We start from the raw sequence: 24,189 nt of genomic DNA, 5'->3' as shown, positions 1-24,189 counted from the left end.
CGTGTCGATGGCGATGGTCGCCTCGCGAGCCGGCGTCTCGGGGCAGACCGTCTCTCGCGTCGTGAACGACAGCCCCCGGGTCGATCCCGCCACCCGCGAGCGGGTCGAGCAGGCCATGGCCGAGCTCGGATACCGCCCGCACCGTGCCGCCCGAGCCCTGCGCACCGGCCGCTCTCAGACCATCGGACTCGTCGTCACCACGCTCGCGACGGTCGGCAACTCGCGGATGCTGCAGGCCACCGCCGAAGCGGCAGCCGAGCGCGGGTACGCCCTCACCCTCGTGACCGCGGGCGAGAGCGTCGCCGATGCGTTCGAGCGCCTCGCCGAGCAGGAGGTCGACGGCGCGATCGTGCTGAACGAGGCATCCGCCCTGGTTCCCGCGGCGCAGCGCCCGGCGGGACTGCGCCTGGTGGTCGTCGATGCGCCGGCCGCAGCCGACCTCGCCGTCGTGCACAGCGACCACGTCGGCGGTGCCGCTGCCGCGACCGCGCATCTGCTGAGCCTCGGGCACGACGCCGTGCACCATCTCGCGGGTCCGGCCGACTCGTTCGCCGCAGCCGAGCGCGAGCGCGGCTGGCGCGAGACCCTCGTCGCGGCGGGTATTGAACCGCCGACGGCATTGCGCGGCGACTGGTCGGCCGAGGCCGGGTTCGCCGCGGGCGGTGCGCTGGGCGCGGCATCCGCCGTCTTCTGCGCCAACGACCAGATGGCGCTGGGACTGCTGCGCGCGCTCGCCGAGGCCGGGCGCCGGGTTCCCGAGGACGTCAGCGTGATCGGATTCGACGACGTGCCGGATGCCGCCAACTACCGCCCTCCGTTGACGACGATCCGTCAGGACTTCACCGCTCTCGCGCACCGCGCCGTCGACCTGCTCGTGGCTGAGATCGAGGGGACGGCGGGGGGCGAGGCATCCGCTGTCGTACCGACCCTTCTCGTCGAGCGTGCCAGCACCCGCTGACGTCAGGCGGGTGGAGCGGACGACTCCCTGGCGTGCATCGTCGGGCTCAGTGACACCCGATGCACCGGACGCGCGGGGTCGGCGATGCGCTTGGCGAGAAGGTCGATCGCGGCGGCGCCGACGGCGGCACGCGGCGGGCTGACCGCGCTGAGCGCCGGGGTGAACAGCTGAGCGACTTCGTCGTCGTAGGCGACGACCGAGAGGTCCTCGGGCACCGAGAGTCCGCGGTTCAGCGCGATGTCGATGAACGCCATCGCCTCGGGGTCGGAGTGGATGAGCAGCCCCGTCACCCCGGCGTCGAGTGCCTTGTCGATCGCCGCGTTCACGGCGGTCGCGAAGCCCGGGCCGTTGCGGTCGGGGAAGAGGCTCTCGAAGTGGTCGGCCGGAGCCAATCCGAGCTCGTCGCAGGCCGTCGCCCATCCTGTGACGATCTTGCGGCCGGTCGGCGACTCCCGCGACAGGATGAGGCCGATGCGGCGGTGGCCGAGGGCGGCCAGGTGGCGCGCCGCGAGCACAGCACCCAGAGCATGGTCGGTCGTGACGTTCTCGACGGGCGCACGGTCGGGGAGCACCACGGCGTCGCGCTCGACGAACACCGCCGGGATACCGGAGGCGTCGAGCCACTGCACCACGTCCTGCGCGTGGGTCACGTCGGGGTTGGGGGCGACGATGAGGCCGCGGATGTCGTCGGCGGCGATGAGGCGCTCGAGCACGGGGCGCTCGTCCTGCAGCTCGTACGAGGCGCCGCGCAGCACCAGACGAAGCCCGCGCTTGCGCGCCTCGGCCTCCATGCCCCGCACGACACCGGGCCAGTAGTAGGCGAGCGACGGCACCAGTACGCCGATCGCGCCACCGGTCTGGGCGAGCGCCGGCTCATCCGCGCGCGCAGCCTCGGCCGGCACCGCGCCACCGTGCACGCGCTCGAGACGTCCTTCCTCCTCGAGCTGCTGCAGGTCGCGGCGCAGCGTCACCGGCGCGACGCCGAGCTCTTCGGTCAGGCGCGAGACCCGTACGATCCCGTCGCGCTCGAGGGCGGCGATGATGTGCGCGTGACGCGCGGGCGCCAGCGGAGCGTGCTGCTGATCGGTCATCGGTCGTCCTCGCTGTCACCCGTCCCCGGGGTGGCGTCGTCTCTTTCTACCGTGATCCACGCGCGATCGTGCGCGCTCACGTCGAGTTCGATGCGGGTGAGTCGCTCGCCCCACACCTCGCTCAGCATCGGGTCGTCGAGCGGGCGCACCCTCTGGGCGGCTCGGATGCCGGCGGGCCAGCGGATCACGACGGGTGCTGCACCGTCGAGCGGCGTGACCCGCACGCCGTCGCCGAGGGCTGACACGGCGCCCGCGACGACGAGGTTCAGGGTGGTCGGCCCACCGGGCAGGGGCGCGGCCCATTCGTCCGAGACGCGGACGACGCGCGCGGCGCGGTCGAGGGCCGCCGTGCGCTGCCAGGTCGGTCCGGCGACGTCGTAGGCGCCGGCGAGGTCGAGAGTCAGCGACGACGCCGCATCCGTCATCGAGACCTCGACCTCGGATGCGGCGAACTCCCGACCAGGAGACTGGTCGACGCCCGCGATCGTGGGGGTGTTGTGCCACGAGCTCCGCATGGTCCAGATCGAGTAGCGGTCGGGCCCGAACGTGGCCTTCGTGTACGTCGGGCGCCCGGCATCGACGATCACGGGAACCCCGTCGGATGTGACGATGAACGATCCGACGTCGTTGTGGTTGTGGTGCTCGGCGTTGTGCCCGCCCTTGATCACGAGGCCGAGCCCCGCGGCGGTCCCCGCCTGTTCGCGTGCGAGCAGGACCTGCGTCGACGGCAGCCACACGTCGCGCGGAAGAGGAGAGTCGGCAGTGGCGGCGGCGAGCCAGTCGGCATCCGTCAGCGCACGGATCAGGCGTCCGAGCCCGGCGAACTCCGACGGGGCGGCGTTGCGGTGCGAGGCGGCGTGGGCGGCGGCATCCGCATCGCCGATCCGCCGGGCCGCACGGTGCAGGGCGTGCCAGGGCTGATCCGCCGGCGGGCGGGCCTGTCCGTCGGCGAGGTTGGCGTACCAGTCGCCGCCCAGGTGGCAACGGTGCGGAAACGCGACGGTCTCGCGCAGTCCGGCGAGGTCGGGTCGTGATCTGTCCGTCGCGTACTCGAGCAGGTCGAGTGCCTCGAGTGCGCGGCAGGCGCCGTTCCACCAGTACGAGTAGCCCTCGTCGATCGCGCCGTCGTCGGGCAGTGAGGCGAGGTAGCGGTCGAGTCCCTCGACGACCAGGCCGATGATGTGGTCGGGGTCGGCGTGCAGCTGCACGGCGGCGGTGAGGACGGACGAGTGGATCCACGGATTCCAGTTGTGCACGTCGCCGTCGAGTCCGAGCCAGTGCCAGTCGCGGCGGTCGACGAAGGGGCGGAAGACACGCACCTGCGCTTCGTGCCGGATGCGGGAGCGGATGCCGGGGGCGCGGGCATCGAGCTGCGAGCCGAGCACGTGATCGATCCACGCGAGCTGGGCCACGACCTCTCCCGCGCCGAGGTCGAGGAAGGGATCCGTGACGGTCGCGAGCACGCTGCCGTGCCGGTCGAACGTGTCGTCGTGGGCCGGCCAGCACCACGAGCTCTGCTCGCACAGCAGCTGCACCCCGTTGATGACCTCGTCGATCCAGCGCCCGTCCAGTGTGACGGCCGCGGCGATCACCGCCCTGCTGAGTCGGTGCTGTCGCGCGAAGGCCGGGTCTTCCCAGGCGACCCGGTCGCCGTCGCGGTGCACGCGAGCGGCCTGACTGGCGAGGGGCTGCGGCCAGGGCACGCCGAGATCCGCCTCGGCGCGGGCGCGCAGTTCAGTCGCATCGACGTGCGCCCAGGCGACGCGATCGTCGGCGGTCGGCGCGGGAAGCGTGTTCACGGACTCAGCATAGCTGATCGAAAATGATCGATCTAGATTTATTTGAGTCTTGTCTTGATCGAAATGCGATGATAATCTCCCAACGATCGCGAAGGGACGGACGTCCCCACGATCCACCTCGAAGCAGTCTTCAAAGGAGAACCCTGTGACGTACGAGCGCACCGTCGCCCCGACGGCGATGAGCCCCCGCGAGGGCCAGGCGTCTCCGGATGCCGAGTGGTCGCGCGACGATCTGCTCGCGTACGCCGACGGGCTGCTCGCCGCGGTCCGCCCGTGGGCCTCCGAGAACGGCGCTCGCATCACGCTTCCCGGCGCATCCGGCGGCTACGGCATCGACGTCGACGGCCTCGAGGGCTTCGTGCGGACCTTCCTGCTCGCCGGCTTCCGCATCGCGGGTGCGCGCGGCGACGGGGTCGACGACCTCATCGACTTCTACTCCCGCGGCATCGTGGCCGGGGTCGATCCGTCGAGCCCCGACCGGTGGGTGCGACTCGACGAGCATGCCCAGGCCAAGGTCGAGGCGGCGTCGATCGCGCTGATCCTCGACATGACCCGCCCCTGGATCTGGGATCGCCTCGACGAGACCACTCAGCACCGCATGATCGACTACCTCGCGCCCGTGGTGGGCGACGACAGCTACCCGAAGAACAACTGGCTGTGGTTCCGTGTCGTGGTGCAGACGTTCCTGCGCTCGGTGGGCGGCCCCTGGTCGCAGGCCGACATCGATCAGGACCTCGCGCAGCACGACTCGTTCGTGCGCGAGGGCGGCTGGATCTCCGACGGCGACGACCGCGCGTACGACCACTACGTCGGCTGGGCGCTGCACCTCTACCCGGTGCTGTGGTCGCGGATGCAGGGCGCCAGCGAGCTCGCAGGCGGCCGCACCGAAGGCGACCTCGCCCGGCTCGACCTGTTCCTGCAGGACGCGATCGCCCTGGTCGGGGCCGACGGCTCTCCGCTGATCCAGGGCCGCAGCCTCGTCTACCGCTTCGCCGCGGCAGCGCCCTACTGGGCGGGCGCCATCGCCGAGGTCCCGTCTGTCCCACTCGGGCAGTTGCGCCGCGCGGCATCCGACATCGTCCGCCACTTCGCCGAGAACGGCGCCCCCAACGATCAAGGGCTCCTCGACCTCGGGTGGCACGGTGAGTGGCGTCGGCTCGCACAGAACTACTCCGGTACCGGCTCCCCGTACTGGGCCTCGAAGGGGCTGCTCGGCGTCGCTCTCCCCGCAGATCATCCGGTGTGGGCTGCGCCGGCCGAGCCTCTGCCGGTCGAGACCGCCGACGTGCTCCGCATCGTCGAGGCGCCGGCGTGGATCATCTCGGCCACCGCCGACGACGGCATCGTGCGAGTGATCAACCACGGGGCCGACCACGCGCGCCCCGGCGACCTCGTCGGCGATTCGCCGCTCTACGCACGCCTCGGCTACTCGACCGCCGCGAGCCCGCTGCTCAACGGCGACGCCTGGGCCGAGCCCCTCGAGCAGTCGGTCGCGCTGCTGCATGCCGACGGCCGGGCGACGCACCGTGCCGGTATGCGCGTGCAGGGCATCCGTCGCGACGGGGATGCCGCGATCGCCGGATCCGAGGCGACTGCGCACTGGATCGCACCGGACGCGACCCAGACCCGACACGGCTCCGGCATCACCGGCGAGGTCGAGGTCGCGGGCGCCGTCACCACCTGGTCGATCGTGCGCGGGGCGTGGGAGGTGCGGCTCGTGCGCATCGATCGGATCGAGGCGGATGCAGCCCCCACCGCCCTGCGCATCGGCGGGTGGGCGCTCGCCGCGGATTCCGTCGACGACACCCTCTCGGCGACGGCCGCCTCCGCGAGCGCCCGAGGCCGCCACAGCACCATCGCCGCCGTCACGCCCGGGGGAGTGCCGTCGATCGAGGCGCGGCGAGATGCCAGCCCGCTCGGTGCGGCGGCATCCGTCCCCGTCATCACCTACCCGGTCTCGACGGGGGAGTGGATCGCGACCGCGGTGCACCTGTCCGACCGTGCCGCGGCATCCGCTCCCTCCGTCCGCATCGACGGCGACGACGTCGCCGTCGTCTGGCCCGATTCCACCACCACCGAACACCGGCTCGTCTGAGCCGTCATCCCGACCCGTCATCCCGCCCCGTCCGGGGCACCCGCCATTGCAAAGGAGCAGTATCCCCATGAACCGCAAGATCCTCGCCGCCGGCAGCATCGCCGCCGTCGCGGCCCTCGCCCTCGCAGGCTGCTCCGGCAGCAGCGACGCCGGCGAGACCGACCCCGACGCCCCCGTCACGCTCACCCTCTCGGGCTGGAGCATCGACACCACCCCCGAGTTCCAGACGCTCGCCGACGCCTTCACCAAGGATCACCCGAACGTGAAGATCGAGCTCAAGGAGTACGACGCCGCCGAGTACAACACGCTCGTCACCGCCGACCTCGCCGCAGGGTCGGGCCCCGACATCATCACGCAGAAGGAGGTCAAGTACGTCACGACCTTCCAGGAGGGCGGCCAGCTGCTCGACGTCTCGGACGTCGCGCTCCCCGACGGCATCAGCGGAGCCGACTCCTACGAGGTCGACGGCGCCGCGTACGCGGTTCCCTACCGTCAGGACTCGTGGGTGCTCTTCTACAACAAGGCGCTCTTCGAGGCGGCGGGCGTCGACCAGCCCGACGGCTCGTGGACGTGGGACGACTACGCGGATGCCGCCGCGGCCCTCACCACCGACGCGTCCAAGGGCACGTACCTGCACCGCTGGCAGTCGACCGTGCAGGGCTTCGCGAACGCGCAGACCGGCACGAGCGTGCTCGACGGCGACTTCGACAACATGAAGGACTACTACGACAGCACGCTCGCTCTGCAGGATGCCGGCGACCAGGTCGACTTCAACACCTCGACCGCCAACCAGCTCACCTACCAGGGCGAGTTCGGCACCCAGAAGGCCGCGATGATGCTGATGGGCACCTGGTACACCGCGACGCTCATCGCGCAGCAGGCGTCGGGTGAGGCGAACGACTTCGAGTGGGGCATCGCGCCCGCGCCTCAGCTCGACGAGAAGACCACCGGCACCGACAACACCCCGGTGACCTTCGGCGACCCGACGGGCTTCGGCATCAACGCGAACATCGACTCCGCCAAGGTCGACGCAGCCAAGCAGTTCCTCGAGTTCGCCGCGTCCGAGGAGGGCGCGCAGGCGCTCGCCGCGATCGGCATCTCGCCCGCGCTCACGAACGACGCCGTCGTCGACACGTACTTCGCGGTCGACGGGGCACCCGCCGACGACCTGTCGAAGTTCGCCTGGTCGACGCACGACGTTCTGCCCGAGAACCCCACCTCGAGCAAGACGGCGACGATCCAGGGCATCCTCGCGGATCTGCACACCGCCGTCATGTCGGGCTCCGCGTCCGTCGACGACGCCATCAAGACGGCCGAGGACCGCGTCAAGAACGAGGTCGGCTGATCCACTCGGGGGCCGGCCGCCGGTCGGCCCCCGACACCGACCTCGCGCAGCATCCAGGAGACGAGACATGACCACCACCGAGGCCCCGCGCCGTGACGCGGCCCCGCCGCAGACGAAGCCGCCGCGCCGCCGCTCGGCACTGCGTCGCCGCAATGCCCTGATCGGCTGGAGCTTCATCCTGCCGAACTTCATCGGATTCGGGTTCCTGACCCTGCTTCCGGTGCTGATCCTCTTCTACATGGCGTTCACGAACTGGAACGTCTTCGGCAAGGCCGACTGGGTGGGGTTCGCGAACTTCCAGCGCCTGATGGGCGATGGCAGCTTCCACATCGCGTTCTGGAACACCATCTACTACTCGGTGATGCACATCCCGCTGACGATCGTCGTCTCGCTCGGGCTCGCCCTGCTGCTCAACAACAAGCTCCGCGGCGTCGCGTTCTTCCGCACGGCCGCGTTCTTCCCCTACATCACCTCGATCGTCGCGATCGCCGTGGTGTGGAACCTGCTCTTCAGCCCCGACTACGGCCCCATCAACGAGGTGCTCCGGGCGATCGGCATCTCGGAGCCGCCCGGGTGGCTCACCTCGTCGGAGTGGGCGATGCCCGCCGTCGTGATCGTCAGCACCTGGCGCGACATGGGCTACTACATGATCCTCTTCCTCGCGGGCCTGCAGACCGTGCCGCGTGAACTGCACGAGGCGGCGCGCGTCGACGGCGCCAACGTGTGGGAGCGCTTCGTGAACGTCACACTCCCCTCGCTGCGGCCCACCATGTTCTTCGTCACGGTGATGCTCACCATCAACTCCTTCAAGATCTTCGACCTGATCCTCGTCATGACCGACGGAGGACCGGGACAGTCGACCCTGGTGCTGTCGCAGTTCATCTACAAGAAGGGCTTCGAGGAGTCGCAGTTCGGCTACGCATCCGCCGCCGCGGTCGCGCTGTTCTTCCTCTGCATCCTCGTCACCATCGGCCAGTTCCTCTGGAACAAGAAGCGGAGCGCATGATGACCGAGACACAGGTCCTCGTCACCGGGGGAACGCTGCGCAAGCTCAACGCCCCCGTCCCCGCCGGTCGCGTGCGCACCAGGCTCACGGTCGGTCGCACGCTCGGCTACGTCGCCCTGGTCATCGCGGCGGTCGGCCTGCTCGCACCGTTCTTCTGGATGGTCATGAGCTCGCTGAAGAACGCCAACGAGGTGTTCTCGGTGCCCGTCGTCTGGGTGCCCGAGACGTTCGTGTGGCAGAACTACATCGACATCTGGACGAAGTCGAACATGCTCGTCTGGATCCGCAACACCCTGTTCCTGGCCGTCAGCGTGACGTTCCTGCAGGTGCTCACCGGATCGTTCGCGGCCTATGGCTTCGCGCGCATGAAGTTCGCCGGCCGCGACATTCTGTTCCTCGTCTACATCGGCACGATCGCCGTGCCGTGGCAGTCGTACATGATCCCGCAGTTCATCCTGCTGTCGAATCTGAAGGTGTCGAACACGCTGTGGTCGATCATCCTGCTCCAGGCGTTCGGCGCGTTCGGGGTGTTCCTCATGAAGCAGTACTACGAGACCATCCCCGAGGAGCTCAGCGAGGCCGCGCGTCTCGACGGGCTCAGCGAGTACGCCATCTGGCGCCGCATCATGCTGCCGCTGTCGGTGCCCGCCATCGCGAGCCTCACCCTGCTCACCTTCGTGAACACGTGGAACGACTACCTCGGGCCGCTGATCTACCTGCGCAACCCCGACCTGTGGACGATCCAGCTCGGTCTCAAGAGCTTCGTCTCGAATCTCTTCGACACGAACTACGCGCTGCTGTTCGCCGGACTCACGATCTCGGTCGTGCCCATCGCGATCATCTTCCTGCTCGGGCAGAAGTACTTCGTCGAGGGCATCGCCACCAGCGGACTGAAGGGCTGACCGATGAAGCGCATCTCGCACGACGCCTGGGCCACGATCCTCGGCGTCGTCTACCTCGGCCTGATGGTCAACTTCCTCGTGCTCGTCACCGCATCTCCTCTCGTGGTGCTGTTGATGACGACCGACCCCGCCCTGTCGTGGCCCCTGCTGGCGATCGCGGCACCGCTCGCCGCACCCGCGCTGAGCGGCGCGTTCACCGCGTTCCGCGAGTTCGGGCGGGGCGAGCCCCAGGTCGTGCGCTCGTTCCTCCGCGGGTGGAAGGCCACGGCGCGCAAGGGCATGCTGATCGGGGCGTTCGCCTCGGCATCCGTCGTTGTCCTCCTCGTCGACGTGCGGGCGGTCAGCGCCTCGCCGGCATCCGTCATGATCGTGCCGGTCCTCGCGCTGCTCGTCGTGATCGCCGGGGCGACCGCCCTCGTGGCTCTCGTCGCTCTGGCAGAAGAACCGGGTGCGCGGATGCGCGACATCGTCAAGGCCGCGCTGTACCTGTGCGTGCGGCGCTGGTACCTCACGGCACTGTCGCTCGTCGTGCTCGGAGTGCAGGTCGGACTCTTCACCACCATGCCCGCGATCGCGATCGGCCTCACATGCGCTCCTGCTCTGTACGTGGCGTGGGCGAACAGCCGGTACACGCTGCGCCCCGTGCTCGAGATCGAGCCCGCTCTCGAGGCCGCGGAGGTGCGCGCGTGACGGTGCGCACGGCGATGAGCCCCGAGGTGTTCGACCTGCTCTTCGACGACGCCCGACTCAGCCGCCTGCGCGCGCTGTCTCCCTCGACGCGACTGGCGATCGACGACGGCGATCTCTCCGACACCGAGATCCTCGTCACGTCGTGGGGTGCCCCGCGTCTCGACGCCGATCTCCTCGATCGGATGCCGCGGCTGCGCGCCGTGGTGCACGCGGCGGGCAGCGTGCAGCAGCTGGTCTCGGACGAGCTGTGGGAACGGGGCATCACCGTGACCTCTGCCGCCGACGCCAACGCCGTGCCGGTCGCCGAGTACACGTTCGCGACGATCATCCTCGCCTTCAAGCGTGCTTTCGTGCACATGCGCTCGCCCTCGACGGTGCTCGAGTGGCGAGACCTGGTCGGGTCGACGCGGTACGGCAGTGTCGGCCGCACCGTCGGCATCGTCGGGTTCTCACGGATCGGACGCAGGGTGGTGCGGATGCTGGGCCAGCTCGACGGCATCCGGATCCTCGTCGCCGATCCGTTCGTGTCGCCGCAGGCCGTGGCCGACGCCGGCGCGGAGCTGCTGCCGCTCGACGAGATGCTCGACCAGGTCGACGTGCTGTCGCTGCACGCACCCGCGCTGCCCGAGACGAGGCACATGATCGGTGCGGCCGAACTCGCGGCGCTCCATGACGGCGCCACGGTGATCAACACGGCGCGGGGATGGATCCTCGACCACGACGCGCTGCTGGCAGAGTGCGCCTCGGGGCGTCTGGATGCCGTGCTCGACGTGACCGAACCAGATCCGCTGCCGACCGACTCACCGCTGCGAGCGCTGCCGAACGTCGCGCTCACCCCGCACATCGCCGGATCCATGGGCAACGAGGCCAGGCGTCTCGCCGATTCGGCCCTCGATGACGTCGAGGCGCTGCTGCGCGGCGGCGTGCCGTCGCAGGTGATCACCCGCCTCGACATGGAGTTGAGCGCGTGAGCGGCGGGTGAGCGTCGTGAGCGCCGTGCGCGCGGTGCGGGCCGGTGCGTGCGGGCCGGTGCGGGCCGGTGCGGGGCCAAAAACGCATCCCACGCGCGGTGCGGGGTCAAAAACGCATCCCAAACGGCCGATTCGGATGCTCTTTTGACCCCGCACGGGGAGTAGCCCGACGAGATCCGTCGCAGATGCCGCAGGAGAGCGTTTTCCGCTCGCGCTTGCGCCCCGAGCGTCGGCATGGCATGCTGTCGGAAAGCGCTTACCCGCACAGAGTCACCCACACGAGTTTCCCCGCAGAAGGTGCGGGATCTGAGAGAAGAGAACGGACCAGCAATGTCACAGGCGACAACCCGCGAGATCGGGATCATCATGAACGGCGTCTCGGGGCGCATGGGCTACCGTCAGCACCTCGTGCGCTCGATCCTCGCGATCCGCGACGCGGGCGGCATCGAGCTGCCCGACGGCTCGCGCATCACGGTGAAGCCGCTTCTCGTCGGCCGCAACGAGGCGAAGCTCGCCGAGCTGGCCGCGAAGCACGGCATCGAGGACTACACGACCGACCTCGACGCGGCCCTCGCCGACCCGAAGTGGGAGATCTACGCCGACTTCCTCGTGACCAAGGCCCGCGCGTCGGCCCTCCGCAAGGCGATCGCGGCCGGCAAGGCGATCTACACCGAGAAGCCCACGGCCGAGTCGCTCGACGAGGCCCTCGAACTCGCGCGTCTCGCCGACGCGGCCGGCGTCAAGACCGGCGTCGTGCACGACAAGCTCTACCTTCCCGGCCTGCAGAAGCTCAAGCGCCTGATCGACTCGGGCTTCTTCGGCCGCATCCTCTCGGTGCGCGGCGAGTTCGGATACTGGGTCTTCGAAGGCGACTGGCAGCCCGCGCAGCGCCCGAGCTGGAACTACCGCACCGAAGACGGCGGCGGAATCATCGTCGACATGTTCCCGCACTGGAACTACGTGCTCGAGAACCTGTTCGGCGAGGTCAAGAGCGTCTATGCGCAGGCAGCCGTGCACATCGCCGACCGCTGGGACGAGAACGGCGAGCACTACACCGCCACCGCCGAAGACGCCGCGTACGGCATCTTCGAGATCGAGGGCGGCATCGTCGCCGAGATCAACTCCAGCTGGACGGTGCGCGTGAACCGCGACGAGCTCGTCGAGTTCCAGGTCGACGGCACCCACGGATCCGCCGTCGTCGGCCTCTTCGGCGCCAAGATCCAGCCGCGCAACGCGACGCCGAAGCCCGTATGGAACCCCGACCTCGAAGACAGCCACGACTACGACACCGACTGGCAGCAGGTGCCCACGAACGACGTCTTCATCAACGGCTTCCGTCAGCAGTGGGAGGAGTACCTGGCCTCGTTCGTGGAGGGCACGAAGTACCCCTTCGACCTGCTCTCCGGCGCACGTGGAGTGCAGTTCGCCGAGGCGGGTCTGACCTCCAGCGCCGAAGGCCGCAAGGTCTCGCTCGAGCCCCTGACCCTGGGCTGAGCATGACCACGCTCCGACTTCTCGATGCCGCGGGAGCGGTGACGGATGCCGAGCTGCGCGACGGTGGCGGGTACTCCCGCCCGTCCTCGCCGCTGCAGAGCCGCGTCGCCTACGCCGCTGCCCACGTCGTGCCGAAGGTGCACGCCGACAACACTCCCGGCCAGCCCGCCGACATCGACTGGGACTCGACGCTCGCGTTCCGCCGCAACGTCTACTCGTGGGGCCTCGGCGTCGCAGACGCGATGGACACCGCGCAGCGCAACATGGGTCTCGATGCCGCGGCGACGCGCGAGCTCATCTCGCGCAGCGCCGAGGTCGCCCGCGAAGAAGGCGGCTCGGTGGTGGTCGGAGTCAACACCGACCACGTCGCCGAGTCGCACATCTCGCTCGACCAGGTCATCGACGCCTACAAGGAGCAGCTGCACTTCACCGAGGAGCAGGGGGCAGGCCCCGTGCTCATGGCCTCGCGCCATCTCGCGAGGGTCGCGGAGAGCGCGGACGACTACCGTCGCGTCTACCGCGAGGTGCTGTCGTCAGCCACGGTCCCGGTCGTGCTGCACTGGCTCGGAACGGCCTTCGATCCCGAGCTCGCCGGCTACTTCGGCGCGGATGACTGGCAGACGGCATCCGCGGTGCTGCTCGACATCATCGGAGAGCAGCCCGACAAGGTCGCGGGCGTGAAGATGAGCCTGCTGAACGCCGAGTCCGAGATCTCGGTGCGCGAGCAGCTTCCCCAGGACGTGCGGATGTTCACGGGTGACGATTTCAACTACGTCGGCCTCATCGGCGGTGACACCGTGGGGCAGGGCGACGGGCATTCCGACGCGCTGCTCGGCGCGTTCGCGGCGATCACCCCGGTGGCGTCCGCGGCGATCCAGGCACTGGATGCCGGAGACCCCGCCCGCTACCTCGAGATCCTCGGCCCGACCGAAGAGCTGAGCCGCCAGGTCTTCGCGGCACCGACGTTCTACTACAAGACGGGCGTCGCGTTCCTCGCCTGGCTCAACGGGCACCAGCCCGCGTTCCAGATGGTCGGCGGGCTGCACTCGGCGCGGAGCCTTCCGCACCTCAGCCGCATCGTCGAGCTGGCGAACGCCTCACTCGCACTCGAGAAGCCCGAACTCGCGCGCGAGCGCTGGCACGGGATGCTGCGCCTGAACGGGGTGGATGCATGATCGTCGATCCTCGCCTGTCGATCAACCAGGCCACGATCAAGCACGCCGACCTCGCGACCGCGCTGCGGGTGACGGCGGATGCCGGCATCCAGGCGATCGGCCTGTGGCGCGAGCCCGTGAACGAGGTCGGACTCGACGTCGCGGCGCGGATGCTCGCCGACTCGGGTCTGCGGTTCACGACGCACTGCCGTGGTGGTTTCTTCACCCTCCCCGAGGGGCCGGAGCGTGTCGCCGCACTCGACGACAACCGCCGCGCGATCGAGGAGACCGCGACGCTCGCCGCCGCGGGTGCCGACGGATCGACGGCCGTGCTCGTGCTGGTCGCCGGGGGTCTGCCCGCAGGCTCGCGCGACCTGATCGGTGCGCGTGAGCGCGTGCGCGACGCGATCGGCGTGCTCGCGACCGACGCGAAGGCGGCGGGCGTGACGCTGGCGATCGAGCCGCTGCATCCCATGTACGCCTCCGACCGCGCGGTCGTCTCGACGCTGGGCCAGGCGCTCGACATCGCGGCCGATTTCGACGCCGACGTGGTGGGCGCGGCTGTCGACACGTTCCACATCTGGTGGGACCCGCAGGTGCTCGAGCAGATCGCGCGCGCCGGGCGAGAGGGCCGTATCGCGACCTACCAGGTGTGCGACTGGAAGACCCCTCTGGCCGCCGACGTGCTCCTGTCGCGGCACTACACCGGTGACGGCGTGATCGACTTCGGCTCGCTCACGCGCGCCGTGATCGACACCGGATACGACCGCGACATCGAGGTCGAGATCTTCAACGCCGACATCTGGGCGGATGCTCCCGAGAACGTCGTGCGTCGCACGGCCGAGACCTTCGGCGCCGCGGTCTCGCCGCACCTGCGCTGACGAGACCTGCCGGACGAGTCCCGCGGTGGCGAGAACATGTCACCGCGGGGCTCGGCGTGCCGCCGCGGGACTCGGCGTGCCGCCGGTAGGCGGAGATCCGCCGCAAGGCAACCCCCGAGACTCCGACCTCGCCCCTTGAGAGGATGACTGCATGACGAAGATCCGACCGGGACTCTGCTCGGTGACCTTCCGGGCGCTCGACGCCGAGGAGGTCATCGGGTTGGCGGCAGAAGCGGGCCTCGAGGTGATCGAATGGGGCGCCGATGTGCACGTGCCCGCCGGCGACATCGAGCGGGCGGCGCAGGTGGCCACCGAGACAGCGGATGCCGGGCTGGCGTCGTGCTCATACGGGTCGTACTTCCGCGCAGGGCCGGACGAGACGCTCACGCCGATCCTCGACAGCGCCGAAGCCCTGGGCGTCGACCGCGTGCGCATCTGGGCCGGGCACCTCGGGTCGTCGGACGCGACCGACGCCGACTGGTCGAACACCGTCTCCCGTCTGCGCGATGCAACCGCCGAGGCGGAGGACCGGGGCATCGGCCTCGCCCTCGAGTTCCACTCCGGCACTCTCGCCGACACGGCGCCCACGACGCTGCGACTGCTCGCCGACGTGAACAGCCCGGCGCTCAGCACCTACTGGCAGCCGACGATCGCCGCCAGCGTCGACACCGTCCTCGGCGAGTACCGCGAGATCTCCGCGCAGACGACCGCCGCGCACGTCTTCTCCTGGTGGCCCGCGCAGGAGCGCCTTCCGCTGCGGGCGCGGGATGCGCTGTGGACGCGCTTCTTCGCCGAGGCTCTGGCGGCGCCTCGGCCGCCGAAGGATGCGCTTCTCGAGTTCGTTCCCGGCGACGACCCGACGTTGCTGAACGGCGAGGCCGCCGCACTGCGCTCGTACCTGTCGATCTGACGGCCCGATGCCCGCTCTGACGCGCCGTCGCACGATGCCCCTCCGTTCCCTTCTCTCGAGGCCGCGCCGCAGTATGCTCGGGGCATGAGCCAGCCGGAAAGCCCTTCCCGCGTGCGTCAGTCGCGCCACGCGCGAGGCGCCGCCCCGACCCTGCACGACGTCGCCCGTGAGGCCGGTGTCTCGCTCGCGACGGCATCCCGCGTCCTCAACGGATCCGAGCGCAAGGTCGCCGAGTCCTTCCGTGAGAGGGTCGAGCAGGCAGCGGCCGAGCTCGGCTACACGGCCAACGTGTCGGCGCAGGCGACGGCCCGCGGCACGTCTCCCGTGATCGCGCTGCTGGTCGCCGACATCGCCGACCCGTACTTCGGACTCATCGCCGCCGGCGTCGCCCGCGGAGCAGACGAGCAGGGTCTCGTCGTCACGATCGCGATCACCGAACGCGACCCCGCCCGCGAGGCGCGCATCGTCCGAGCCCTGCGGGGCCAGCGTCCGCAGGGGCTGATCCTCGCGGCATCCCGCACGAAGGAGCCCACCGACTCCGACTCCGACACCGCACGTGAACTGGCCGAGTACGCGCGCTTCGGCGGCCGCGTCGTGACGTTCGGTGCGGGCAGCGCCGAGAACCGTCACGTCGAGATCGACAACCGCGCCGGGGCCGAAGAGCTCGGGCGGCGCATGGCGGCCCTCGGCTACCGCGCGGCCATCGCGATCGCGGCGGCCGAGGGGGTGCTGACCTCCGACGAACGTCTCGCCGGGTTCCGTGCGGGCTTCGAGTCCGGCGGCGGCGCGATCGACCGCGTGCTCCGTGGCGACTTCCGCCGCGAGTCGGGTGTGCAGGCGATGACCGCAGCGCTCGCCGACGGCGTGGTTCCGGGCACGCTCGTGTTCGGCATGAGCGACGTCGTCGCGATCGGCGCCATGTCGGCCATCCGTGACGCCGGACGCGAGATCGGCGCCGACATCGCGGTGTGCGGCTTCGACGACGTCCCGTCGAGCAGCGATGTGACCCCGGCGCTCACGACGGTGCGCGTGCCGCTGAGCGAGGTCGGCTACCAGGCCTTCCGTGCGACGGTCGACGCCGACTGGGAGCAGGCGGCGCTGCCGCTCGAGGTCACCGTGCGCGCGAGCACCCCGGGCATCCCGCGATGACTCGCGTGGTCCTCGCACCCGACAGCTTCAAAGGCACGATCACCGCGGCGGATGCGGCCGCATCGCTCGCCGAGGGGTGGGCATCGATCGACCAGACCGCCACGTTCGTGCACCGGCCGATGGCCGACGGCGGAGAGGGCACCGTCGCGGCGTTCGAGGCCGCCGTGCCCGGTGCTCGCCCTGTTCCTGTGGTGGTCGACGGCCCTGCGGGCTCCCGCATCGACACGAGCTGGCTGCTGCTCCCGTCGACGACGGATGCACCCGGCGGAACCGCGGTCGTCGATCTGGCCTCGACCTCGGGCATCGAGCTGCTCGACGAGCTGCGCCCCTGGGATGCCGACACCACCGGGTTCGGCCAGGCGATCGCCGCGGCGCTCGATCACGGGGTCTCTCGTCTCGTGGTCGGCATCGGATCGAGCGCGTCGACCGACGGCGGCACCGGGATGCTCGCCGCACTCGGGGCACGCTTCCTCGACGCGGCCGGGGCGCCTGTCGCGCGCGGGGCTCGCGGCCTGGCCGATATCGCGTCCGTCGATCTGACCGGACTCCGCACGGCGCCGGACGTGCGGGTGCTCACCGACGTGACGAATCCGCTCGTCGGGCCGCGGGGTGCGGCGGCCGTGTTCGGCCCGCAGAAGGGCCTCGCCGGCGACGACATCGCTCAGGTGGATGCTGCGCTGGCGCACCTCGCCGAGCTGCTCGCACTCGATCCCGCTCTCGCAGGCACCGGGGCCGCGGGAGGCACGGGCGGAGCGCTCGTCGTCTGGGGTGCGGCGCTCGCCCCGGGAGCTGCCGAGGTCGCCGAGCTCATCGGACTCGCGGACGCGATCGCCGATGCGGACGTCGTCATCACGGGCGAGGGCTCGTACGACGGTCAGTCCGGCGACGGCAAGGTGCCCTCGTTCATCGCCGGCCTCGCGTCTGCGGCGGGGGCGACCGCACTGCTGGCGGCAGGGCGCATCACGGACGACTCCGACACGGCGCTGTTCGTTGCATCCGCCTCGCTCACCGAGATCGCGGGGTCATCGGATGCCGCACTCGCCGAGCCCGCTCGTTGGCTGCGCGACGCCGGGGCGCTGCTCGCCCGGTCGGTCTGACCGAGCGCATCCGGGGATCGCCGGCATCCGGGGATCGCCGGCATCCGACCGCGCTGGCCCACGGTGGTCAAAAACGCATCCGAGATCGCGGTGTGCGCTGGTTCTTTGACCACGCACGTCTGTGCGCGACGGATGGCGCGCGGGTCACGGACCACGGTGGTCACAAACGCATCCGAGATCGCCTTCTCGGGTGCGATTTTCGACCCCGCAGCGGGGCAGTGAGGGCGGGACCAGAAGGTGTCCCGCCCCGGGCGACACGCCCGCCCGGAGAAGCTACCGGCCCCGTACGCACTTCTGCCCCCGCACGAAAGACGTGCGGGGGCAGAAGACAGCGGAGAGGGATGCCGACTCAGCCGCCCAGGGCCGCCGACACCACGGCGCGAGCCTCGGCCTGCACCTCGGCGAGATGCTCGGGGCCGCGCAGGCTCTCGGCGTACAGCTTGTAGACGTCTTCGGTTCCCGACGGGCGTGCAGCGAACCAGGCGTGCTCGGTCTGCACCTTGAGGCCGCCGATCGCGGCACCGTTTCCGGGAGCGTGCGACAGCTTGGCCGTGATGTCCTCGCCGGCGAGGGTCGTCGCCGAGACGGCATCCGGAGCCAGCTTGCCGAGCGTCGCCTTCTGCGCGGGCGTGGCCGGGGCGTCGACGCGCTGGTAGGCCGAGGCGCCGAACGCCTCTTCCAGCTCGGCGTACCGCTCCGACGGGCTCTTGCCGGTCACGGCGATGATCTCGGCCGCGAGCAGGCACAGCAGGATGCCGTCCTTGTCGGTCGACCAGACGGTGCCGTCCTTGCGCAGGAACGATGCTCCGGCCGACTCCTCGCCGCCGAACGCCACGGACCCGTCGAGCAGCCCTGGTACGAACCATTTGAAGCCGACCGGAACCTCGAGCAGGCGGCGTCCGAGTGCCTCGGCGACGCGGTCGATGATCATCGACGAGACGAGGGTCTTGCCGATCGCGGCATCGCGCGGCCACTCGGCGCGGTGCGAGAAAAGGTAGTCGATCGCGACGGCGAGGTAGTGGTTCGGGTTCATCAGCCCGGCGTCGGGGGTGACGATGCCGTGGCGGTCGGCATCCGCGTCGTTGCCGGTGAGGACGTCGTAGTCGCCCTTCTTCGCGACCAGCGAGGCCATCGCCGAGGGGGACGACGGATCCATGCGGATCTTCTCGTCCCAGTCGAGCGTCATGAAGCGCCACGTCGGGTCGACCTCGGGGTTCACCACGGTGAGGTCGAGGTCGTGCACCTCCTTGATGAGCGCCCAGTACTCGACCGATGCGCCGCCCAGGGGATCGGCGCCGATGCGCACGCCCGCGTTGCGGATCGCGTCGATGTCGATGATGGTCGCGAGGTCGCGCACGTAGGCGTCGCGGAAGTCGTAGCCGGGCACGGCATCCCAGTCGACGTCGGCGAAGCGCTCGCGCTTCACGTCGACGAGTCCACCGGCGATCAGCTCGTTGGCGCGGTCGGCGATCCAGCCGGTCGCATCCGTGTCGGCCGGTCCGCCGTGCGGCGGGTTGTACTTGAAGCCGCCGTCGCGGGGCGGGTTGTGCGACGGGGTGACGACGATGCCGTCGGCGCGGCCCGGAGCATCCGGTGCGAGGTCGCGGTTGAAGGTGAGGATCGCATGGCTGAGCGCGGGCGTCGGCACCCACGAGTCGCGGGAGTCGACCCGCACGTCGACGCCGTTCGCGACCAGCACCTCGATGGCGCTGCGCTCGGCCGGCAGCGACAGGGCGTGGGTGTCGCGACCGAGGAACAGCGGGCCGGTGATGCCCTGGCCCGCCCGGTAGTCGACGATCGCCTGGGTCGTTGCCAGGATGTGGTTCTCGTTGAAGCTGTTCGAGAGCGAGGAGCCGCGATGCCCGCTGGTCCCGAAGGCGACGCGCTCTGCGGCGACCTCCGGATTCGGGACGCGGTCGTAATAGGCGGCGATCAGTTCGTCGACATCGATCAGATCGGATTCTTCGGCTGGTAGACCGGCACGGCTCGTCATGGAGACAGTCTGCCCCCATCTCGGCATCCGCGCATCTTCTTGCGCACCACAGGTGCCCTAAGGTGAAACGCGTGACTGAACGCCGCACCTACAGCTATCTCGGCCCCGCCGGAACGTTCACCGAAGCGGCGCTCGACCAGGTCGCCGAAGCGCGCGGGCAGGACCGGCGTGCGGTGCACAACGTCGGCGAGGCGCTCGCCGACGTGCTCGACGGACGCAGTGACGCGGCGATGATCGCGATCGAGAACTCGATCGAGGGCGGCGTCTCGACCACGCAGGATGCTCTGGCCACGCTGCCGGGCCTCCGGATCGTCGGCGAATACCTGGTGCCCGTCAACTTCGTGCTCGTGGCTCCCCGCGGCACCACGCTGGACGACGTGCAGGTCATCGCGGCTCACCCGGTCGCCTACGGGCAATGCCATGGCTGGCTCGGCGCGAACCTTCCGACGCACTCGCACGTGCCCGCGGCGAGCAACGTCGCATCGGCGGTCGGCATGCTCGACGGCAGCCTCCCCGTGCAGGCGGCGATCGCCGCCCCGGGCGTCGTGAAGCATCTCGATGTCGACGTGCTCGCCGAGGGCATCGGCGACAACGCCCAGGCCGTGACCCGCTTCGTGCTCGTCACCCGCACCACCACGGCGCCGGCACCGACCGGCGCCGACAAGACCTCGCTGATCGTCGAGCTGCCCAACGATCACCCGGGTTCGCTGCTCGAGATGCTCGAGCAGTTCTCGACCCGCGGCATCAACCTGTCGCTGATCCAGTCGCGCCCGATCGGCGACGAGCTCGGCCGCTACCGGTTCGTGATCGACGCCGACGGGCACATCGAGCACGAGCGCATGGCGGACGCCCTGCTCGGCATCCGTCGTTTCAGCCCTCGTGTGGTCTTCCTCGGGTCGTACCCGCGGGCCGACCGGCAGATCGTGCAGTACCCCGATCGCTATGACGACGACGTGTTCGTCGAGGCGCGCGACTGGCTGCGGGGCATCCTCTCAGGAGAACCCGAAGCCTGACGCGGCTCGCGCGGCCGCTCAGACCGCGCTGACCTGCACCAGCGCCCGCTTGAACTCCGGCATCGCAGAATGCGGATCGACCCGGTCGCTGGTGAGCAGATTCGCGCTCTCGGCATCCGCATAGTGGAACGGCAGAAACACGGTGTCGGGTCTGATGTCGTGGGTCAGCTCCGCGCGCGCCCGCACTTCGCCGCGGACGTTGGAGAGGCGGATGCCGTCGCCCTCGGCGATCCCGTGGCGGCGCGCGGTCGCGGGGTGCAACTGTGCCACGAGCGAGGGCCGCTTCTCGGTCAGCTCGGGGATGCGGCGTGTCTGGGCGCCGCTCTGATACTGCTCGAGCAGGCGCCCGGTGATCAGGGTGAGCCCGTCGCCGGTGGCCGGCTCGGGCGTCCGTGCTCGCACGGCCACGAGCCTGGCGCGGCCGTCGGCGTGGGCGAAGCGGTCGGCGAACAGCCGCGGAGTGCCGAGGCTGCCCAGAGGGAAGGGCCAGTGCGCCTCGATGCCGAGGTCGAGCAGTGCGTGGCTGAGGCCGGAATAGTCGGCGCGGCCACCGGCCGAGGCCCGGGCGAGCTCATCGAACACCTCTGAGGGCTCGAGGCTCCAGACGCCCGGCGCGTCGAGGCGGCGGGCGAGCTCGGCCATGATCCACAGTTCGCTGCGGGCTCCCGCGGGGGCGTCGACCGCTCGGCGGCGGCGCAGCACCCGGCCCTCGAGGTTGGTCATGGTGCCCTCCTCCTCGGCCCACTGCAGCACGGGGAGCACGATGTCGGCGGCCCTCGCCGTCTCGGAGAGGAAGAAGTCCGACACGACGAGCAGCTCGAGACGGCCGAGCGCCTCGCGCACCGTCTGCACGTTCGGCGCCGAGACGAACACGTTCGAGCCGTGCACGAGCAGGGCGCGGACGCCGCCGGGCAGGCCGGCGCTCTGCAGCAGCTCGACGGCCGGTACCCCCGGCCCGGGCAGGTCGTCGGGGTCGACGCCCCACACGGCCGCGACCGAGGCTCGGGCGGCCGGGTCGCTGATCGATTGGTAGCCGGGCAGCTGGTCGGCCTTCTGCCCGTGCTCGCGACCGCCCTGTCCGTTGCCCTGACCCGTGAGCGTGCCGTAGCCGCAGCCGGGGGTGCCCGGCAGCCCGAGCAGCAGGGCCAGGTTGATGGCGGCGGTCGCGGTGTCGGTGCCGTCGACGTGCTGCTCGACGCCGCGGCCGGTGAGGATGTAGGTCGAGTCGGAGCGGGACAGCGTGCGAGCCAGCTCGCGGATGCTGCGTCCAGGAACGCCCGTGACGGTCTCGGCGCGCTCGGGCCACCACGCCGACACCGACTGGCGCAGTGCCTCGATGCCCGAGGTGCGCTGGCGCACGTAACCGTCGTCGTACAGCTCCTCGGCGATGACGACGTGCGTCAGCGCCAGCAGCAGCGCGAGGTCGCTGCCGGGCACCGGTTGCACGTGGATGCCCGCGCCGTCGGCGCACAGCCGCGCGGTCGAGCTGCGCCGAGGGTCGACGACGATCAGGCCGCCCCGCGCCCTGGCCCCCTGCAGATGAGACACGAACGGCGGCATGGTGTCGCCGACGTTCGAGCCGAGCAGCAGCACCGTCTCGGCCGTGTCGAGGTCGGTCAACGGGAACGGCAGGCCGCGGTCGATCCCGAACGAGCGGTTCGCGGCAGCCGCGGCCGACGACATGCAGAAGCGTCCGTTGTAGTCGATGCGCGAGGTGCGCAGCGCGATGCGGGCGAACTTGCCGAGCTGATACGCCTTCTCGTTCGTGAGGCCGCCCCCGCCGAAGACGCCGACCGCGTCGGGTCCGTCCTCGGCGGCGATCCTGCGCACGTGCGCGGCGATCAGGTCGAGCGCGGCATCCCACTCGGCCGGATGCAGCTCGCCGTCGTCTCCGCGCACGAGGGGAGTGGTGAGGCGACCGGTGTCGGCGAGCAGCTCGGCCGAGGTCCACCCCTTCTTGCACAGGCCCCCGCGGTTGGTGGGGAAGTCGCGCCCGGCCACGGTGACGGGAAGCATCGGCCGGTCGGCGGTGGCGGCGGTCGTGGTCGTGGCCAACGTCATCGCGCACTGGAGCGCGCAGTAGGGGCAGTGGGTGTCGGTCATGCGACGGCTCCCGCGTGGGCGTGCAGGAGTTCGGTGATGCGAGCCCGGCATCCCCCGCATCCTGTGCCGGCGCGGGTGCAGTCGCCGACCTCGGCGACCGACGAGCATCCGTCGTCGATCGCATCCTCGATCTGTCCGACCGTGACGGCGTTGCAGATGCACAGGGTCGCGTCGCGGCCGGCGGGGCCCACCGCATCGGCGTCCGGGTCGTCGAGCCGCAGGAGCAGCGACCGGTCGGCCGGCAGTTCGCCGCCCCGCAGATACAGCACACTCAGTTCGGCAGCGGCCCGCGGCATCCCGACCGCCACGAATCCGGTGAGGATGCCGTCGCGCGTCGCCATCTTCACGTAGGTGCCGTGCTCGGGGTCGGCCCAGACCGCGATGCCCGGTGAGATCTCGCCGGTGGGGACAGGGGCGAACGGGTCGGCCGAGACGTCTCCGGCGGAGGCGATGTCGACCAGCTCGCCCTTGAGCACGACGACTCCCGGGTGCTCGTCGACGAACCCGTTGTCGACGGCGTCGCCGTCGAGTTCGGCCGCGATCGAGGCGGCCAGCCAGCTCGCCTGGCGCCATCCCGGTCCGACGAGCCCGGCAGGACCACCCGGCACCTGGCGCTCGTGCAGATACTCGGCCGGATCGGCGATGTGCGCGCAGTCGCCGATCGCGAAGATGCGCGGATCCGACCACGAGCGCAGTGAGCTGTCGACGAGCACTCCGCTGCCGATCCGCAGTCCGGCGGCCTCGGCGAGTTCGGTGCGCGCCCGCACGCCGCACGAGAGCACGAGCAGGTCGCCCTCGATGCGCTTGCCGTCAGACGAGGCGAGGGCCCGGAACCGGCGGATGCCGTCGTCGCCCTCGACGCCGATCACACCTTCGGCGCGAGTGTGCGGCACCAGGGTGACACCGGCCGAGGCCAGTGCGGTCGACAGGATCGACGCCGAGCCGCGATCGAGCTGGCGGGGCATCGGCATCGGTCCGAAGTGGGCGACCGAGGGGACCGCTCCGGCATCGGCGAGCAGCATCGCGAGCTCGATGCCCAGAACACCGGCGCCCAGCACCACGACACGGCCGCCGCGTTCGACCACCGACCGCACCTGCTCGGCGTCGGCCATGTCGCGCAGCACGCAGACCCCCGCGGTGAGGTGGGTGTCGAGGCCGGTGCTGTCCGGGCCGAGCGTCTCGAGCCCGTCGAGAGAGGGGATGATCGAGCGCGCGCCGGTGGCGAGCACCAGCCGGTCGTACGCCACCGTCGATCCGTCGGCGAGGTCGACGCGCTGAGTCTCGCGGTCGATGCGCGCGACCCGCGCACCCAGGCGCAGATCGACTCCCGGGAGCGCGGATGCCGTCGTGAGGGTGAGCTCGGATGCCGTCGCCTCGCCGACCGCGAGCTCGGCGATCAGCACCCGGTTGTACGGATCCACCGTCTCGGCACCCAGCACGGTCACCGTCGCCCGACCCTCGCTCACCAGAGGCAGGAGCTCCTCGGCGAACCGGATCCCGACGGGCCCTGCGCCGATGACGACGATGCGCTCGGTCAT

Annotated in this window: 19 protein-coding genes; 14 read left to right on the top strand and 5 right to left on the bottom strand. The window is 70.5% G+C overall.

Going from position 1 to position 24,189, the window contains the following annotated elements:
• Window positions 1-7: 7 nt before the first annotated feature.
• Window positions 8-958: a LacI family DNA-binding transcriptional regulator gene (locus ACTJKH_RS11930; RefSeq protein WP_440737164.1), complete on the top strand. Its 951-nt coding sequence runs from the start codon at window positions 8-10 to the stop codon at window positions 956-958.
• Between the two features lie 2 nt (window positions 959-960).
• On the opposite strand, the gene ACTJKH_RS11925 is transcribed toward ACTJKH_RS11930, so the two are convergent.
• Together ACTJKH_RS11925 and ACTJKH_RS11920 are read right to left on the bottom strand one after the other, a co-directional pair.
• On the bottom strand, window positions 961-2,049 hold the full coding sequence (locus tag ACTJKH_RS11925) for a substrate-binding domain-containing protein (RefSeq protein WP_440737106.1): 1,089 nt from the start codon (window positions 2,047-2,049) through the stop codon (window positions 961-963).
• A complete protein-coding gene (locus tag ACTJKH_RS11920; protein WP_440737105.1) occupies window positions 2,046-3,848 on the bottom strand; it encodes a heparinase II/III domain-containing protein in 1,803 nt (600 codons plus the stop codon). The genes ACTJKH_RS11925 and ACTJKH_RS11920 overlap by 4 nt, the downstream gene beginning before the upstream one ends.
• Before the next feature lie 145 nt (window positions 3,849-3,993).
• On the opposite strand from ACTJKH_RS11920, the gene ACTJKH_RS11915 reads away from it, so the two are divergent.
• From ACTJKH_RS11915 to ACTJKH_RS11860, 12 genes are all read left to right on the top strand, one after another.
• Window positions 3,994-5,943 (top strand): DUF2264 domain-containing protein, encoded by a 1,950-nt coding sequence (locus tag ACTJKH_RS11915; RefSeq protein WP_440737104.1) that lies wholly within the window; start codon window positions 3,994-3,996, stop codon window positions 5,941-5,943.
• Window positions 5,944-6,010: 67 nt separating this feature from the next.
• Complete coding sequence (locus ACTJKH_RS11910; RefSeq protein WP_259162976.1) at window positions 6,011-7,288, top strand: extracellular solute-binding protein; 1,278 nt, start codon at window positions 6,011-6,013, stop codon at window positions 7,286-7,288.
• Between the two features lie 67 nt (window positions 7,289-7,355).
• Window positions 7,356-8,294 (top strand): carbohydrate ABC transporter permease, encoded by a 939-nt coding sequence (locus ACTJKH_RS11905; protein WP_440737103.1) that lies wholly within the window; start codon window positions 7,356-7,358, stop codon window positions 8,292-8,294.
• On the top strand, window positions 8,294-9,196 hold the full coding sequence (locus ACTJKH_RS11900) for a carbohydrate ABC transporter permease (RefSeq protein ID WP_440737102.1): 903 nt from the start codon (window positions 8,294-8,296) through the stop codon (window positions 9,194-9,196). The genes ACTJKH_RS11905 and ACTJKH_RS11900 overlap by 1 nt, the downstream gene beginning before the upstream one ends.
• 3 nt (window positions 9,197-9,199) lie before the next feature.
• On the top strand, window positions 9,200-9,886 hold the full coding sequence (locus ACTJKH_RS11895) for a DUF624 domain-containing protein (RefSeq protein ID WP_440737101.1): 687 nt from the start codon (window positions 9,200-9,202) through the stop codon (window positions 9,884-9,886).
• A complete protein-coding gene (locus ACTJKH_RS11890; protein WP_440737100.1) occupies window positions 9,883-10,857 on the top strand; it encodes a hydroxyacid dehydrogenase in 975 nt (324 codons plus the stop codon). The genes ACTJKH_RS11895 and ACTJKH_RS11890 overlap by 4 nt, the downstream gene beginning before the upstream one ends.
• A 330-nt stretch (window positions 10,858-11,187) precedes the next feature.
• A complete protein-coding gene (locus tag ACTJKH_RS11885; RefSeq protein ID WP_440737099.1) occupies window positions 11,188-12,351 on the top strand; it encodes a Gfo/Idh/MocA family protein in 1,164 nt (387 codons plus the stop codon).
• A gap of 2 nt (window positions 12,352-12,353) precedes the next feature.
• Window positions 12,354-13,526 (top strand): dihydrodipicolinate synthase family protein, encoded by a 1,173-nt coding sequence (locus ACTJKH_RS11880; RefSeq protein WP_440737098.1) that lies wholly within the window; start codon window positions 12,354-12,356, stop codon window positions 13,524-13,526.
• Window positions 13,523-14,386 (top strand): sugar phosphate isomerase/epimerase family protein, encoded by an 864-nt coding sequence (locus tag ACTJKH_RS11875; RefSeq protein WP_440737097.1) that lies wholly within the window; start codon window positions 13,523-13,525, stop codon window positions 14,384-14,386. Before ACTJKH_RS11880 ends, ACTJKH_RS11875 begins: the two co-directional genes overlap by 4 nt.
• A 151-nt stretch (window positions 14,387-14,537) precedes the next feature.
• Complete coding sequence (locus tag ACTJKH_RS11870; protein ID WP_440737096.1) at window positions 14,538-15,296, top strand: sugar phosphate isomerase/epimerase family protein; 759 nt, start codon at window positions 14,538-14,540, stop codon at window positions 15,294-15,296.
• A gap of 84 nt (window positions 15,297-15,380) precedes the next feature.
• Window positions 15,381-16,445, top strand: a complete 1,065-nt coding sequence (locus tag ACTJKH_RS11865) for a LacI family DNA-binding transcriptional regulator (protein WP_440737095.1) — start codon at window positions 15,381-15,383, stop codon at window positions 16,443-16,445.
• Window positions 16,442-17,542, top strand: a complete 1,101-nt coding sequence (locus tag ACTJKH_RS11860; protein WP_440737094.1) for a glycerate kinase — start codon at window positions 16,442-16,444, stop codon at window positions 17,540-17,542. The genes ACTJKH_RS11865 and ACTJKH_RS11860 overlap by 4 nt, the downstream gene beginning before the upstream one ends.
• 349 nt (window positions 17,543-17,891) lie before the next feature.
• Here the strand turns inward: ACTJKH_RS11860 and pgm are convergent, their stop codons facing one another.
• On the bottom strand, window positions 17,892-19,535 hold the full coding sequence (gene pgm, locus ACTJKH_RS11855) for a phosphoglucomutase (alpha-D-glucose-1,6-bisphosphate-dependent) (RefSeq protein ID WP_440737093.1): 1,644 nt from the start codon (window positions 19,533-19,535) through the stop codon (window positions 17,892-17,894).
• A 62-nt stretch (window positions 19,536-19,597) separates the two neighbouring features.
• On the opposite strand from pgm, the gene pheA reads away from it, so the two are divergent.
• Window positions 19,598-20,548 (top strand): prephenate dehydratase, encoded by a 951-nt coding sequence (gene pheA / locus ACTJKH_RS11850; protein WP_440737092.1) that lies wholly within the window; start codon window positions 19,598-19,600, stop codon window positions 20,546-20,548.
• Window positions 20,549-20,566: 18 nt separating this feature from the next.
• On the opposite strand, the gene ACTJKH_RS11845 is transcribed toward pheA, so the two are convergent.
• On the bottom strand, window positions 20,567-22,651 hold the full coding sequence (locus ACTJKH_RS11845; protein WP_440737091.1) for a molybdopterin oxidoreductase family protein: 2,085 nt from the start codon (window positions 22,649-22,651) through the stop codon (window positions 20,567-20,569).
• Entirely contained in the window at window positions 22,648-24,189 is a 1,542-nt protein-coding gene (locus ACTJKH_RS11840) for an FAD-dependent oxidoreductase (protein ID WP_440737090.1), read from the bottom strand. Before ACTJKH_RS11840 ends, ACTJKH_RS11845 begins: the two co-directional genes overlap by 4 nt.

The sequence above is a fragment of the Microbacterium sp. 22215 genome (assembly GCF_052045655.1).
Taxonomy (GTDB): Bacteria; Actinomycetota; Actinomycetes; order Actinomycetales; family Microbacteriaceae; genus Microbacterium; species Microbacterium phyllosphaerae.
This window is presented reverse-complemented; position numbering and strand designations above follow the sequence as displayed.

Coding starts and splice junctions, on each gene's coding strand:
- ACTJKH_RS11905 (WP_440737103.1), top strand. CDS start 7,356: ATGACCACCACCGAGGCCCCGCGCCGTGACGCGGCCCCGCCGCAGACG.
- ACTJKH_RS11885 (WP_440737099.1), top strand. CDS start 11,188: ATGTCACAGGCGACAACCCGCGAGATCGGGATCATCATGAACGGCGTC.
- ACTJKH_RS11895 (WP_440737101.1), top strand. CDS start 9,200: ATGAAGCGCATCTCGCACGACGCCTGGGCCACGATCCTCGGCGTCGTC.
- pgm (WP_440737093.1), bottom strand. CDS start 19,535: ATGACGAGCCGTGCCGGTCTACCAGCCGAAGAATCCGATCTGATCGAT.
- ACTJKH_RS11900 (WP_440737102.1), top strand. CDS start 8,294: ATGACCGAGACACAGGTCCTCGTCACCGGGGGAACGCTGCGCAAGCTC.
- ACTJKH_RS11925 (WP_440737106.1), bottom strand. CDS start 2,049: ATGACCGATCAGCAGCACGCTCCGCTGGCGCCCGCGCGTCACGCGCAC.
- ACTJKH_RS11875 (WP_440737097.1), top strand. CDS start 13,523: ATGATCGTCGATCCTCGCCTGTCGATCAACCAGGCCACGATCAAGCAC.
- ACTJKH_RS11865 (WP_440737095.1), top strand. CDS start 15,381: ATGAGCCAGCCGGAAAGCCCTTCCCGCGTGCGTCAGTCGCGCCACGCG.
- ACTJKH_RS11870 (WP_440737096.1), top strand. CDS start 14,538: ATGACGAAGATCCGACCGGGACTCTGCTCGGTGACCTTCCGGGCGCTC.
- ACTJKH_RS11910 (WP_259162976.1), top strand. CDS start 6,011: ATGAACCGCAAGATCCTCGCCGCCGGCAGCATCGCCGCCGTCGCGGCC.
- ACTJKH_RS11845 (WP_440737091.1), bottom strand. CDS start 22,651: ATGACCGACACCCACTGCCCCTACTGCGCGCTCCAGTGCGCGATGACG.
- ACTJKH_RS11840 (WP_440737090.1), bottom strand. CDS start 24,189: ATGACCGAGCGCATCGTCGTCATCGGCGCAGGGCCCGTCGGGATCCGG.
- ACTJKH_RS11930 (WP_440737164.1), top strand. CDS start 8: ATGGCGATGGTCGCCTCGCGAGCCGGCGTCTCGGGGCAGACCGTCTCT.
- ACTJKH_RS11860 (WP_440737094.1), top strand. CDS start 16,442: ATGACTCGCGTGGTCCTCGCACCCGACAGCTTCAAAGGCACGATCACC.
- ACTJKH_RS11880 (WP_440737098.1), top strand. CDS start 12,354: ATGACCACGCTCCGACTTCTCGATGCCGCGGGAGCGGTGACGGATGCC.